The 14,216-nt window shown below is 73.5% G+C and carries 7 protein-coding genes and 1 pseudogene; 1 reads left to right on the top strand and 7 read right to left on the bottom strand.

Annotated features, from left to right (window positions below; genetic code table 11):
- The 7 genes and pseudogenes from FREUN1FDRAFT_RS05505 to FREUN1FDRAFT_RS05470 form a co-directional block, all read right to left on the bottom strand.
- Positions 1-611, bottom strand: a pseudogene (locus tag FREUN1FDRAFT_RS05505) (hypothetical protein); the annotation flags it as partial.
- On the bottom strand, positions 608-1,798 hold the full coding sequence (locus FREUN1FDRAFT_RS05500; protein ID WP_006538977.1) for a DUF58 domain-containing protein: 1,191 nt from the start codon (positions 1,796-1,798) through the stop codon (positions 608-610). The pseudogene FREUN1FDRAFT_RS05505 and the gene FREUN1FDRAFT_RS05500, both read right to left, overlap by 4 nt.
- Positions 1,799-1,802: 4 nt before the next feature.
- Complete coding sequence (locus FREUN1FDRAFT_RS05495; protein ID WP_006538976.1) at positions 1,803-2,879, bottom strand: MoxR family ATPase; 1,077 nt, start codon at positions 2,877-2,879, stop codon at positions 1,803-1,805.
- Between the two features lie 34 nt (positions 2,880-2,913).
- A complete protein-coding gene (locus FREUN1FDRAFT_RS39510) occupies positions 2,914-5,253 on the bottom strand; it encodes a serine/threonine-protein kinase (protein ID WP_157474351.1) in 2,340 nt (779 codons plus the stop codon).
- Between the two features lie 143 nt (positions 5,254-5,396).
- Positions 5,397-10,004 (bottom strand): FtsK/SpoIIIE domain-containing protein, encoded by a 4,608-nt coding sequence (locus tag FREUN1FDRAFT_RS39505; RefSeq protein WP_006538974.1) that lies wholly within the window; start codon positions 10,002-10,004, stop codon positions 5,397-5,399.
- 43 nt (positions 10,005-10,047) lie between these two features.
- Positions 10,048-10,311: a WXG100 family type VII secretion target gene (locus FREUN1FDRAFT_RS05475; protein ID WP_006538973.1), complete on the bottom strand. Its 264-nt coding sequence runs from the start codon at positions 10,309-10,311 to the stop codon at positions 10,048-10,050.
- A gap of 114 nt (positions 10,312-10,425) precedes the next feature.
- A complete protein-coding gene (locus tag FREUN1FDRAFT_RS05470) occupies positions 10,426-11,157 on the bottom strand; it encodes a hypothetical protein (RefSeq protein ID WP_035950199.1) in 732 nt (243 codons plus the stop codon).
- A gap of 205 nt (positions 11,158-11,362) precedes the next feature.
- On the opposite strand from FREUN1FDRAFT_RS05470, the gene FREUN1FDRAFT_RS05465 reads away from it, so the two are divergent.
- On the top strand, positions 11,363-14,185 hold the full coding sequence (locus tag FREUN1FDRAFT_RS05465) for a PASTA domain-containing protein (RefSeq protein WP_006538971.1): 2,823 nt from the start codon (positions 11,363-11,365) through the stop codon (positions 14,183-14,185).
- The last annotated feature ends 31 nt before the right edge of the window (positions 14,186-14,216 follow it).

Here is a 14,216-nt window from a genome sequence, read left to right as displayed (position 1 = left end):
TCCGCCAGCGCGGCGAGCGCGAACGCCGGACCCAGCCACCAGGCCGGCGGCCCTGCCGAGGCGCCGAGCGCCAGGGCCGTGGCGGCGCAGGCGAGCGCGGGCAGCGCGGGCAGCAGCGCCGTCCGTCCGCCCAGGACCAGCTCGGTCCCGGCCAGCGCCGCCGCGCCCACGATCAACAGCACCGCGGCAAGTTCCGGCCCGGAGGCCCGGACCGGCAGCGTGGTCGTCAGCAGCCGGCGGGGCCCGTCGAGAACGGCCCGGCCAGGAGCGGCGGCGAGCAGGGCGTAGGCGATCAGCCCCGCGGCCGCCACCGCGGTCCGCTGGCCGTTTCCGAGCCGGTTCCTCACGGCGACGGCACCGCTGAGCACAACCGGAATCACGGCCGCGCCGATCACGAGGAGCTCGAACCGGCCGACCGGCCCGGCCCGGTGGTATCCGCCGAAGACCGGGGCGAAGGCCAGTCCGGCCAGAGCGGACTGCGTCCCCACCGGCAGCAGGGCGAGCACGGTGCCCCGCTGAGCACGGCCCGAGGCCGTTGCCCGCGGGCTGGCCGCGGCAGCCGTTCCGGCCGCAGCCGGAACGGTCTCGGCGGTGGCGTGGGCGGTGGTCACGGCGTACCCAGCCGACGCCAGGCCGCGATGACGGCGACGGCGGTCGCGGCGCGGAGCACCACCGTGCCCGGCCGTGGCACCGCCACCGGCGGAGCCGCCGCGGATCGGTCCTGGTCGGCCCGCAGCTCGGCGACCACGACCAGCCGGTGCCGCCCTGACCGGGACAGTAGCGCCGCGGCCGTACCGTCGTCGTGGCCGGTCACGACCACGACGCAGCCACCGGGGGCGATCCGCTCGAATGTGTGCAGCACCGGGGTGAACGAATCATCCGTGGTCGGCAGGGCCGCGGCGAGCCGGTCCAACGGATCGCTGCCCGCTGTCTGCGCCGGGTCCTCGCCGAGGATCCGCAGCGTCGCGCGCTCCGGGCGGTCCCGCGCCGATCCGGCCAGCCGGCCGAGCGCGAACGAGGCGGCGACCTCGACCGCCTCCTCGAACCGCTCGGGGTCATAGACCCCGGCACGGGTGTCCAGCACCACAGTGACGGTCGGCTCGTCGCTGTCCACGTGCTCCCGCACCATCAGCCGGCCTGTCCGGGCGCTCTGCTTCCAGTGGATGCGACGGGGGTCGTCCCCCTGCGCGTACTCCCGCAGCGAGACGAAAGCCGCACTGCCCGCGTTCGCTGATGGACGGACCTGGCCCTCCATGTCGAGGACGACCCCAGCAGGGGCGTGGCGCAGCGGGTGGACCCGCGGGCGCACCCAGACCGTCAGCTCGCCGGCGACGACCCGCGAGCGGCGAAATATTCCGAGCAGGTCGCGCCGCTCGACCGTGACCGGACCGAGACGGAGGACACCGCGCCGGACCCCGGTGACGGGGTAGCGCACGGTCCGCCGCCCGCCGCGGGCCAGACCGGCGATGGCCACCTCGACCGGTTCACCCTGGATTCGGTCGACCGCTACCAGCCGCGGGCTGGGCCACCGGGAACTGTTACTAGCGGTGATACTGCCCAGGGTGACGTCGCCGACGGTGAGATGACCTGATCGCACCGTGCGGTCCACCGTGAGTCGGGGCCGGACCAGCACGGATGCCCCAGCCAGAAGTACCGCGGCCGCCCAGGTCCCCGCCAGGGTGACCAGGAGTGGGAAGCCGGCGGCCATCCCGAGAGCGCCGGTACCGGCCGTCGTGGCCATGACTCCCCAGCCGACCCGGGTGACCACCGGCTCGCGTGCCGCTGTCGCGAGCGCCATCGAATCAGACCGCGTCGGTGGTGGTCGGCACCGGGACACCGGCGAGCACATCGTCCACGACGTCGGCCACCCGCGTGCCGCGCACGTCGGCGTCGGTGGTGAGCACCAGCCGGTGCGTGAGAACCGGCCGGGCAACCGCCTTGACGTCGTCAGGGACGACATAGGGCCGTCCCTGCCCATAAGCCAGGGCCTGCGCCGCCCGCAGCCAGCCGAGACTGCCGCGTGGGCTGAGACCGAGGCGTAGCTCGGGCCGGGTCCGGGTTCGCGCCGCCAGGCTGGCGATATAGCGGACGATCGACGGCGCGGTGTGCGCGGCTCGGACCATACCGATCATCTGGTTGACCACCCCAGGGGAGGTCACCGCCCCGAGATGAGGCGCCTCGGCTGCCGGGCCGCCGGAGAGAATCGCCATCTCGGTGTCAAGATCCGGGTAGCCCACCGAAATGCGCATGAGGAACCGATCCAGCTGGGCCTCCGGCAGGCGGTAGGTTCCCTCCAGGTCGATCGGGTTCTGAGTGGCCAGCACCATGAACGGTCGAGGCACCGGATGCGTTTCGCCGTCCACGGTGACCTGCTGTTCCTCCATCACCTCCAGCAACGCGGACTGAGTTTTCGGCGAGGCCCTGTTGATCTCGTCCCCGACGACGACGTTCGCGAAGACCGCGCCTCGCCGGAATTCAAACCGACCTGTCTCGGCCCGCCACATCGAGATTCCGGTGATGTCGGACGGGAGCAGGTCCGGCGTGAACTGGAGACGCTGCCAGGTGCCGCCGACGGAGGTGGCGAGCGCCTTCGCCAGCGAGGTCTTACCGACTCCCGGGACGTCTTCCACCAGCAGATGGCCGCCGGCGAAGAGACACGCGACCGCCAGTCGAACCACATCCGTCTTGCCATGGACGACTCTCTCGACGTTCGCCACCACGGCGTCGTGAACCTGGCGGAAGGCGGTTCCGTCATCGGAGTAGTTCGGGTCACCTGAGTAGCCCAGGTCACCGGAGTAGCTCGGGTCACCATGACGGTCGGGGCCGCCATGCGAGCCGAACGGCTGGCGGGCGTCTTCCGACCGGGGAAGGTAGGTCATTCTTTCCTCGCGAGATCGGGCGTGTTCGGGTCGGTCATCGGGCGGCTATGTCCAGGCACTCCGGTGCCGGAACGGCCGGGCTGGGAGAAACCTGCGCGGTCCGGACCACGGCCGCGGCGCGGAAGCAGTGCCGGCCTTCGGCCAGCCCTGGGAACAGGCGGGAACGCTGGCCGGCGGGCAGCGCGATGTCGGATTCCTGGTTCAGGTACACGCGGTACTCGACCGCGCCGGGCAGATCCGTTCCGGCCGAAAGCGAGACCCTGGCGGCATCTGGGCCGGCCGCCTCGACCGTGATGGCGACGGGCACCAGGGACCATTCGGCGGCCGTGGTGGGTGGTGGGGCGGCCGGTGGGCGTTCGCGCAGCGCGAGGCCCACCCCGACGCCGGCGCCGGCGAGCAGCGTGACCAGCACGGCCGCCGCGAGCCTCCACCACCCCTGCCGCGACGACGGGACATCCTTGGCCGGCGGCCGCGGTGGGACGGCGACCGTGGCATCCGCCGTCAGCAGCGATTCGGCGGTCCGCCTGTCCGCGGCCGGCGCCGACCGCTCCGGACCAGCGTTGTCGCCTCGGCTGTCGATGCTGGTGAGCAGACGTGCCAGCTCGGCGGCGCTCGGTCGTTCCTCCGGATCCTTGCGCAGGCATCGCTCGACCGCGCGCCAGAGCGGGCCGGGTAGGTCCGCGGGTCGTTCTGGCCGCTGCTGGAGATGCGCGAGCATCAGCGCGGCCTCGTTGTCGGCGTCGAACGGCCGCCGGCCGGCGAACAGCTCGTAGGCCAGGACCCCGAAGGAGTAGACGTCCACCGCCGGTGTCGGCGGCCTCGCCGCCGCGAGTTCCGGAGCCAGGTAGGCCATCGTTCCCATCAGGCGGGACGAACGGGTGAGCGACGAGTCGCCGGCCACCCGCGCCAGCCCGAAATCGGTCAGCCGGGCGACCGCGGTCGCGCCGCTCCGGTCGATCAGTACGTTCTCGGGCTTGACGTCCCGGTGCACGATGCCGGCCTCGTGCACGGCGGCCAGGCCTTCCGCCACCTGGGCGAGCAGGCGGCGGGCCTCGTCCCGCGGGAGCCGGCCGGCCGTGATCATCCCGCGCAGGTCGGGGCCGTCCACCAGTTCCATGACGATCGCGAGCGTCTCGCCCTCGATGACCAGGTCGAGGACGCGCACGACGTTGGGGTGGCGCACTTTGGGCATCGCATGCCGTTCACGGACGAACCGGGTCACCGTCTCCGGCTGCTCCGCGAGATCCGAGCGCAGCACCTTCACCGCGACCGCCGAGCCGGTGTCACGCCGCCGCGCGCGCCACACCTGGCCGGTGGCACCTCGACCAATCGGTGTGTCGAGCAGGTACCTGCTCCCGAGCTCTCTCCCTCCCTCCCCGTTGTTCCCGCCGTCCCTGGTGGGGCGCGCGGACGCTCCCGGTGCCGGCGCCACCGGAAGTGGAGCGGTCGGCGGCCGGGTTTCCAGCTGTTCGAACGAGCGGGCCAGCAGACTGCCGAACTCACCGGCCGACGCCGGGCGCTGCCGGGCCTGCGGCGACATCGCCTGGCGGACGACATCCACCACGGCCGTCGGGACTCCGCAGCCGGCCAGGTCCGGAACGGGGCCGGTCAGGGCCCGGAGTGCCACGTCGTCATCGCCCACCTCCAGCCCACCTGTCGCCGCGTAGGGCATCCGGCCACACAGCAGGGTGAACACGGTCGCCGCCAGCGCGTACACGTCGGAGGCAACAGTCCAGTCCTCTCCCCCGATCACATCCGGTGGCCGGTAGCCGGGGTTCGGGCCCGGGCCGTCCGGGGCAAGCGCGGGCAGCAGTGGGTGCGCAAGGACGATCTCCCCGGCCGGCGCCGCCAGCAGGTTCGCCGGCGTGATGTTCCCGTGCAGGATGTCGGCCTGGTGCAGGGCGTCCAGCGCCGGGCAGATCACCGCGACGACACGCAGGATGTCGTGAGCGGCCAGCGGGCCGTCCGCGCGCAGCCGATCGGCGAGCGACCCGTCGGCCCGGCCGCTGACCAGGAAACAGGAGCCGTCGTCGGCGAGGCCCGCGGCCAGCAGCGGCCAGAGCCGGGGGTGGTGCGGGGCGGAACGGAGATCCTCGGCCTGGTCGAGAACCCGGCCGGCGGTGGCCGGATCGAGCTGACCGACGAGATGCACGGCGACGGCGAACTCGTCGACGAGGCGGGTACCGGCGACGACAGGCCCCAGCCGGCCGGAGGCGAGCTCCGGTCCGAGGCGGTAGCCGGGGAGCCCGTCCGCCGGGTGAGCCCGGGAGCGTCCCGTGTTGCCGGTCCGCCCGAACTGCCCGGTGTGCCCGCCCCCGGCCCGCCCCGTGTGACCTGGGTGCGGCGGAACGTGTCCGGGCTTGGGTACTTTCACGATCCGGCGGTCCTCCCGGTCACGCGACGAGACCGGCAGATGGCCGGAATCGGAGGAGCCGGGACGACTGGATCCGGACCACTCGGAACGAAAAGGTAGCGCGGCGGCGGAAGGCGGTCGGATCGCGCCGTTGAGTGAGAGCGTCACGATCTGACTCCCGCTCCCGCTCCGGTGGTGGCGGCGGCGGTTCGCGGGTCGCCATGGTCCAGCACCTGGACGAACTGGTGGCGCCCGCGTGCCACCAGCAGCGCGCGGCCCGCCGGCCACTGCCCGAGCACCGACCGGGGCAGCCGCAGGTCGAAGACCTCGCCATCGGACGGCTGGGCCGGACAGAGCAGCAGGCCGGACCTGGAGCGCCGAGTACCCGCGATCCAGCCGCGGTAACGGGCGGCGACCAGATCCTCCGTGGTGCCGGCGAGTACCAGCAGCGAGCCGGTGTCACGGGCGCCGCGTAGGAACGCTTCGAGCAGGTCCGACACGCCGAGGTCGTCGACAAGCTCGGCGTCGTCCACGACGACCGCGACCGCCGTGCGTGCGTCGCGCACCTCCTCCAACCGCCGGGCCAGCTCCGCGCAGTTCTCGACGACCGCCCGGACACCGGGCAGTCCGGCGAGCCCGCGCAGCGGCGACGGTCGCGGGGCGAGCGCTATGACGGGCAGCTCACCGCCGACCCGACCCCGCAGGGTCGTGACGATCGAGACGAGGGCCCCGCTGCGGCCTGAGCCCGGCGGGCCCGCCACCACGAAACAACCACCGAGGGCGGCCAGGTCGATGTCGACCGCGGCGAGTTCGTCGCCGCCGACGGCCGGCGCACAGACCCCGGGGCCCCTCGCGGGGCCGGCCGGCCCGGTCAGCTCTGCCTGGGTGACCCGGTCGGGGAGCGGGTCAAGGCGCCGCGGCCCGCGACCCGCCGGGACGGGCGAGCGGCCGACGAGCCCCGCAACCAGCGCACCGATGTCCGCCGGGTTGTGGCGGGCGATCTGCACCTGCTCGCCGGTGGCGGCCCAGAGCGCCCGCCCCGTCGGCATCCGCGTCGGTACCCCGCGCCGGTCCACCCCGCAGACGCTGTAGTCCTCCCGATCCGCCTGGCGCAGCACCAGCCGGGACTCGACCAGCCCGCTGAGGCGATAGCCGAAGCCAGACCGGTCCGTGCTGAACAGCACGGTGATTCCGACGGACGACCCGTGGCGCAGCAGGCGCTCCACGGCCTCGATGAGCCGGCCGCCGTCGATCTCGTTGTACCGGGCCTGGAACGCCTCGATCTGGTCGAGCAGCACAACCAGATAGGGCAGCCGGTCCGCTGGGGCGGCCGCGGACCGCTGTTCGGCCAGCGAACTGTGACCGTCCGCCGCCAGGCGTTCGCGACGGCGGGTGATCTCCTGATCGAGGAAGGCGACCAGTCGGTCGAGGCGGGCCGAGTCCGCGCCGTCGATGACCGCGCCGGTGTGCGGCAGCGCCGCCAGGCTGCGCAGGCCTCCGTTTCCGCAGTCGATCACGTACAGGTGCGCGTCCTCCGGGCCGGCCGCCTGGGTCAGGCTCGCGGCCACGGTGCGCAGCGCCGTCGACCGGCCGCTGCGCACCGTGCCGATCACCGCGACGCAGCCGGTGCGCTCCAGGTCGAGGACGAACCGGCGCTGGAGCTGTTCGGATGGCAGATCGGCCAGACCGATCGGCAGCCGGACAGGCGTGCCAGCCCCCTTCCCAGTCCCAGCCCCGGCGTCGGTTCCCGGCCCGGCGCAGGCCGCGGCCGGATCATCGCCGGTGGGGAACGCCGCGAGCTCGGCGCCGGTCAGCACCTCAGGCAGCGGATCCAGCCAGGGCCGCCGCGGTCCGGTGAACCCGTCCCGCTCGGCTGCCGCCCGGAGATCGGAAATGATCGCATCGAGATCCGTCCGGCTCGACGTCGCTTCCGGCGTGACCGCTCGGGAGACCGCGCCGGCCTCGGCCAGACCCCGGGCGACCACCCGCGGGATTCCAGCGCCGGCCGGACCCGCGGTTCCGGCGGCTTCGGCGGCTTCGGCGGCTTCGGCGGCTTCGGCGGCTTCGGCGGCTTCGGCGGCTTCGGCGGCTTCGGCGGCTTCGGCGGCTTCGCCTGGCCGCGCCGGGTCTGCCAGGGCCGGGCCCCCGACCCTCGCCGCCTGGAACAGAGCGAGCTCACGGTGACCGGTGCGCAGGTAGGCGCGCCCAGGCTGGGCACTGGACAGCTGGGCGGCATCCGGCACGCCGATGACGTCCGTGCTGTCCTCCCGGCTGGTGACCCGAAGGCAGATCCGGAGATTGACATTCGCCCGCAGGTCAGGGGTGACGACGCCGGCCGGCCGCTGGGTGGCGAGAATGAGGTGGATCCCCAGGCTGCGCCCGCGCATGCCGATGCCGACCAGCCCTGGTACGAAGTCCGGCACCTCCTCCACCAGGGTGGCGAACTCGTCGACGATCACGACGAGCCGCGGCAGGCCTGGCCCCGTCCGCCCCGGCCCGGCGACCGCTTCGCGCTCCGCCAGCGCCCACAGCTCGTCGATGTCCCGGGCACCGGCCACGGCCAACAGCCGTTCCCGCCGGCGGAGCTCAGCTCCCAGCGAGTCCAGAACCCGGTTCGCGTGGTGGCCGTCCAGGTCGGTGACAAGGCCGACGCAGTGTGGGAGGGCGGCGGCCGCCGTGAACGCGCTGCCGCCCTTGTAGTCAACAAGCAGGAAGGTCAGGGCGTCCGGTGGGTTCGTCTGCGCCAGCGAGGCGACCATGGTCTGCAACAGTTCGGACTTCCCCGCGCCGCTGGTCCCGGCGACAAGCGCGTGCGGGCCGTCCCGGCGCAGGTCGGCGCTGACCGGCCCGTCCACGCCGACACCGAGCAGCATCCGGGTCGATGGTCCAGCCGGACGGGCCAGCGCCGTCACGCCGGCCGCCTTCGCCAGCTCGGTGTATCGCACCGTCGCCGGCAGCTCGGCACACCGGGCGGAGCCGAGCAGGCGCAGCGGCCGCAACGCGCGGGCGATCCGCCCGGCCAGTTCGGCGGAGACGCCGTCGGCGAGCACGCTGTCGACGGGCTCGGCGCCCGGCTGGCTGACCCGCAGCCGGCTGCCGCCCGCGCCCTGAGCGGCCAGCGTGGCGCGGCACTCGTCGGGCAGGCCCTCGGGCTCGTCGTCCAGGCACAGCACATACACGCGAGCCGTGGGCCCGTCGCGGAGCAGATCGGTGAATCCCCGCAGCGACCGGGCCTGCCGGGCACCGTCGACCACGACCACATAGGCGCGGCCGTCCGCGGCCGGTCCGTCGACCTCGGGCCCGTCCACCGTCGCGCTGCCGGCAAGCGCGCCACCGGCCGCGGCGCGGCGCCCGGCGATGATCGTGCGCAGCTGGGCGATTCTCGCCTCCGCCTGGTCCGTGTCCGCCCCGACCAGGCGCCACGGCCCCCCTGCGGCGGTGGCGCCCGGCCGAAGGTGTTCGAGCCACAGCAGCCACTCCCAGGCGGGGGCGGCGTCCGGGCGGCTGGTCAGCAGAACCAGGCCGACTGTGTCCGGGTCGTGCAGGACCGCGAGCTGGACGAGCAGCGCCCGGCTCAGGGCAAGCACCGTCGGCCGCGGGCCGGCCAGGCCGACGACCCCGAGCGTGGGCAGGTCGACGAGCTCCGGCACGAGCCGGCAGGTGGGCATCGTGACAGCGGGGGCGGCTCCGGTGACCCGGGCCGCCAAAGCACGGTCGACCAGGCCGCAGCGCAGCAGCAGGAAGTCCTCGTCGCGCGGACGGCGTTCCCACAGCCGTCCGCCGGGGCCCTGGGCGATGGCCAGCAGCGTCGCCGGGTCAGGGAATTCCGCCCGCAGCCTCCGTCCGCTCTCGGTGGCGTGAGCGCGCAGATCGGCGTCCAGCCGCTCGAGTACCTGGTCGTGCTCGGCGGTCAGGCGCCGGTACTCAGCCCGGCCACCGCGCCGGTCGCTCCACGCGCTCACCAGCAGCATCACCGGCGACAGCACCATGAAAGCGAGGTAGTAGCGGGCACCCGGCATCACCAGGAACATCACGGCGGCGGCGATCAGCGGTAGCACCACCGACGCGACCGGGAACCGGAACGCCCGTGGCTCGGTGGGCGCTGCGGGAGCGTCGAACACCGGCTCCGCGCGCGCTCCGGGGATGCGCGGCGGCCGGTTCACCAACCAGCCGAGCTGGCCGGGGTCCGGGCTGAGAAGGGCCGCGGGGCGAGCTGGCCGCCGCAGCGCAAGCACCGTCTCGCCCAGTTGGAAGACGTCGGCCTCCCGCAGGACGGCGGGGCCGTCGAGCCGGAAACCGTCCCAGGCGACGCCGTTGCGGGAGTCCAGGTCGCGGAGCTCCACCGTCTCCGGCGCCGTGATCGTCAGACCAGCGTGTTCCCGACTGACCTCCGGGTCGTCCAGCACGATGTCGCTTGCGGGGCCACGCCCGATCCGCACGTCGCCCCCGGCGGGCAACGGCACCGTCAGCCCGGCGTCCAGGCCACCGACCACCGCCAGCTCCCAGGGGCCAGGTGCGTCCGCTGCCGCAGGGCTGGTGGTGGGTTCGGCGGCCGGGTGGCCCAGACCGACGACCGCCCCCGGCATCAGCCCGGCGTCGCGCAGCGTGCTGTCGTCGTCCAGCTGGGTCCCGCCGAGGAAGAGCGCCCGGTCCGCGGCCTGGAACGCACGCACCGCTGCCCGGACATCACCGACCCGGGTGTGCGGCCCGGCATCGGCCCAGACACGGTGCCGCCCGCCGTCGACGTCGACGAGTTCAAGGTCGAGATCCATCGCGCTGCCGCCCGCCGCTGCCAGTCTCCGCCGCCCCGACCGGTCAGGAGCCGGCGGCCGTCAGCGCTTCGGCCCGGCGGCGGACCTCGTCCGCGGCGGCGGTCAGCGCGGCCGACAGACTGCGCAGCGCCGGCCGGTACTCCGTCTCCCAGGAGGCACGGAACCTGTCCGCGGCGCCGCCCTTCCAGTGGGCGTTCTGCAACTGGGTGGTCAGCTCCGACAGCAGCGTGTCGACAGATCCACTCTGCCGCCTGAGGCTGGTGTTCAGAGCATTGAGATCACCGATCTCGGCACCGATGACGGCCATGCGACACACCTCCGGACTCCTCCCGCGGCGGATCCGCGGGACGGGACCGACGGTAGGGATCACCGCCCGGCGCGGGAATCGGAAACCCTCCCCATTGACGGCGTCGCGCGGTGGTCAGCGTCGCAGCAGCCGCAGGTCATCCCGGGTGATCAGACGGGTGGTGATGGCGTACTCGGCAAGCTTGGTCAGAGCGTTCCACCCCATCAGGTTCGGGACGCCGGCGTCGGTCAGCCTGACCCGCAGATGCTCGATCCGTTTCACCAGGGTGGTGCGTGGGACATCCAGCCGCTTCGCCGCCGCGGCGTAGCTGCGTGGGTACGGGTCGTACCGGGGCGGATCCTCCAGGTAGCCGGCGAACAGAGCGACCAGAGCGAGCCGGTCCGCACTGTTGATCATCACCTTCTCGCCGGCGGCGGTGAGTGTGCCCGTCGCCGGCACCGGGGCACTGACGCCGTCTCCTCCGCCGTCGACTCCGTCGCCACCGGCGCCACCGGCGCCACCGTCGCCTGTTCGGCCTGGTCCGGCGACGGCCACCCGCAGCGAATAGACCCGGTCGGCGCCTTCGAGGACGACGCGGACCGGGCTCTCGACCGCGACCCGCCGGCCCGGTGGGACGACACTGCGCAGGCCGAACTCGTCCACGACCGCGAACAGCCGCTTGTCGCTGTCGTTCGACAGCCACCACAGGCTGCCGTCACCCTCGCTCTCGACCGAACCAGCGATCCGAGAGATCGCGGCGTCGCCGGCGGCCAGCCGCACTGTGCATTCCAGCGAGCGGCCGAAGGTCAGCCGCTGCCCGGCGGACAGCGGGAACACCTGACCGTCGTATTCGACCTGACCGGTCATCTGAGGGAAGCCCTTCCCATTGCGGTTGTGATGGTTCGTGTCCATATCATCGCGCCGAGCATCACTGAGCCAAGCGCCGACAGGGAGATCCGTGAGCCCGCGACCGCGAACCGCAGCCGCCACCTCCGCCACCGCGGACCGCCGGCGGCGGAGGCGGCGCCGATCAGCACCGCTCTCGCGGCTGTCGTCCTCACGGCGGCGCCCGGTGCCGAGCCTCGCGGTGCTGCGGGGCGGTGGCCGGCCGCGCACCCGCCTGGCCCTGGCCGCCTTGCTCCTGGTCGGGGCTGCCGCCGTCTCGACCGGAACCGGCTACCGGGCGTCCCAGGCCGTGCTGGGTGACGCGAGCACCTATCTGCCGAGCGGTCACACCGTGGCGCACGTCAACGGCATCACGGGTGAGGCGGACGCCCAGGTCCAGGGCTCCCTCGCCGCCGAGCGGGAACGTCTGCAGACGGTGGAGGTCGGCGGTCAGCTTTACGTCGTCAACCAGGACACCGGCGTGCTGTCCCAGGTCGACACCGCGGCGATGACCGCCTCCCCGGTGCCCGGCGCGGCACCGGACGGATCGCAGCGTGCCCTGTCGGCCGGCGGCGAGAGCGCGTACCTCACCGGTACCACCCCCGCCGAGGACGGACCGGCCGGTTCGGATCAGGACGCGGCGGCCGACAGCGACGCCAGCCGGACCGGCGCGGCCCAGGACCACCCGGATTCGCGCGGTCCGAGCTCGAACGGTCCGGGTTCGAGTGGTCCGGGTTCGAGTCGTCCGGGTTCGAGTCGTCCGGGTTCGAGTGGTCCGGCCCACAGCTCGGTGTCGCGGCTGGGCGGCGGTGGAGGTCTCGGGGCTCCGGTCCACCTGGACGGCCGGATCGTCGGGCAGGCCGCGGATTCGGCGGGAACCCTCTGGGTCCTGCTGGAAGACGGGCGACTCGCCCAGATCCGCGGCTCCGAACTGCTGCGCACGGTGAACGTCGGACTGGACAACCGCCTCGGGCTCACCCTGGTGCACGACCGCCCGGTGGTCGTGCGGGCCGACGCCGGCGAGGTCGTCCTCGTCCGATCGGACGGCGGAGTCCGCACGACCCCGGTCAGGCTGCCGGCCGGCGCCGAGATCCAGATCTCCGCCCCGAGCGAGACCGCGGGCGCGCTGTGGCTGGTCGTGGTTCCGCGGCGACAGATGATCCGGGTGGATGTCGAGCAGGGCACGGTGGGCGCACCGATCGCGCTCGGCAACGATGATCAGCCCCGGTACGGCCGCCCGCTGGAGGCCTACGGACGGTTGTACGTACCGGACACCACGCATCAGAAAGTTCTCTGGCTCGACGCAGCCACCCCTGCCGCCGCAAGTGAGATCGCGATGCCGGCAGGCAGTTCCGGTGACATCGAGCTGAAGATCGACGGTGGCCGAGTCTGGATCAACAACCAGTACGCCAGCTGGGCCGCCACGGTCTCGCCGGACGGCACCAGGTCCAGCGTCGACAAGGGCGACGGCTCCGGGCCCGCCGGCACCGCCGATGCGGCCGGCCCGGCGGGCGGCGCCGGTACCGGAGCGACAGGGCCGCCGGCCGCGGCGGGCATCCCGAGCACACCCCCGACGCAGCCGTCGTCCACCCCGCGGGCACCCGTCGGCCGCGCCTCTTCGAGCCCGTCACCCGCCCCGCCGGCGCCGTCGACCCGCTCCACCCCGCCGGCACCACAGCCGGCGCCGGCCGGTCGTACGCCACCTACCGGCGGTGGTCCCGTCGGGCAGTCGCCGGCTGGCGGACCGGCCGCCAGCGGACCGGCCGGCGGAACGTCGCGCACGACCCCGGCGGTACCGACCGTCACGGTGCCCGACGTCCGGGGCCAGCAGCAGACCGCTGCCTGCGCGGCGTTGCGCGCCCTGCGCCTGGAATGCCGGCCGGTGGCATCCGGCCAGCTGGACGGCGGGGCCGTCGGCACCGTCGTCAGCACCGACCCGAAGCCCGGGAGTCAGGTGCAGGAGCGATACATCGTCGAGGTCCGCTACCGAGACCGCGCGCAGGTGCCTGACCTGACCGGCAGGGAGGTCACCGCGGCCTGTAAGGAAGTCACCGACCTCGGGCTGACCTGCACCCCGACCGCGGAGGGCCTCGCGAGTGCCGCTACCGGCCTGAACCTGGTCACCGGGCAGGACCCGGTGGGAGGGAGCCCGATCGATCGCGGCGGCCAGGTGAGACTCGCCTACCCGGACAAGGTCGCGGTCCCCTCTATGGTCGGCACCGACGCCGCGGGCGCCTGCGGCCAGCTGGCGAGCACGGGCTTCACCACCTGCACCGCGACCGACCTCGGGCTCGCGCCGGCCGGAACGACCCCCGGGGTCGTGATCGACCAGCAGCCGGTCGCGGGCAGCGCCGCGGGGCCGGCCGACCCGATCACCGTCCGCTACTACGGTGGCGCGCCGGTCGCGGTGCCCAACGTGGTCGGGATGAACCCGGCGACCGCCGAGGCGACGATCAGATCGGCCGGCCTCAACCCGGTGCCGTCCACGGACTACCCGACGAACCAGCCGAACTCCGTCCAGACGCAGGACCCGGCGGCCGGTACCGCGGTGCCCCCGCAGGCCTCCGTCACCTACGCCTACGAGGACGCCGCCCCCGTACCGCTGTACCTGCACAGAACCCCCGAGAAGCCCTATTACTACCTGTTGAGTACCAATCCGAGCGAGGCCGGACACGTCCTGATACGGCAGCTCGGCAGCGTGTTCTCCGCGGCATCGCCGGGCGGTGGCACCGCCCCGGTCTACCGGTCCCGGTGCGCCAGCGCCTGCGGCAAGGGGGGCGTGACCTACTACTTCTCGATGAACCCCAACACGCAACAGGGCTATGTCGCCGAAGGGATCGCCTTCTACGCTTACGCCAACCGCCCGGCCGGCACCCTGCAGGTCGACGCGATGTTCAACCCGGCGGACGTCTCATGGGTGTGGGCGGTGAACCCGTCCGACGGCTACTCCGAGTACACGGCCCGCGGCTTCACCAGCTACAACTTCGCCCTCGGCTACATCTGGCCGTAGGAGTCGGCTCGGGAAGGAGCCGGGCGGGGCC

This window comes from Parafrankia sp. EUN1f (assembly GCF_000177675.1).
In the GTDB taxonomy this organism is placed as follows: domain Bacteria; phylum Actinomycetota; class Actinomycetes; order Frankiales; family Frankiaceae; genus Parafrankia.
The sequence above is the reverse complement of the archived record's forward strand: the minus strand, read 5'-3'. Positions and strand labels throughout refer to the sequence as shown.

Bases quoted from the DNA above. Each gene is read 5' to 3' on its own strand.
- FREUN1FDRAFT_RS05495 (WP_006538976.1), bottom strand. From the start codon at position 2,879: ATGACCTACCTTCCCCGGTCGGAAGACGCCCGCCAGCCGTTCGGCTCG.
- FREUN1FDRAFT_RS05475 (WP_006538973.1), bottom strand. From the start codon at position 10,311: ATGGCCGTCATCGGTGCCGAGATCGGTGATCTCAATGCTCTGAACACC.
- FREUN1FDRAFT_RS39505 (WP_006538974.1), bottom strand. From the start codon at position 10,004: ATGGATCTCGACCTTGAACTCGTCGACGTCGACGGCGGGCGGCACCGT.
- FREUN1FDRAFT_RS05470 (WP_035950199.1), bottom strand. From the start codon at position 11,157: ATGACCGGTCAGGTCGAATACGACGGTCAGGTGTTCCCGCTGTCCGCC.
- FREUN1FDRAFT_RS05500 (WP_006538977.1), bottom strand. From the start codon at position 1,798: ATGGCGCTCGCGACAGCGGCACGCGAGCCGGTGGTCACCCGGGTCGGC.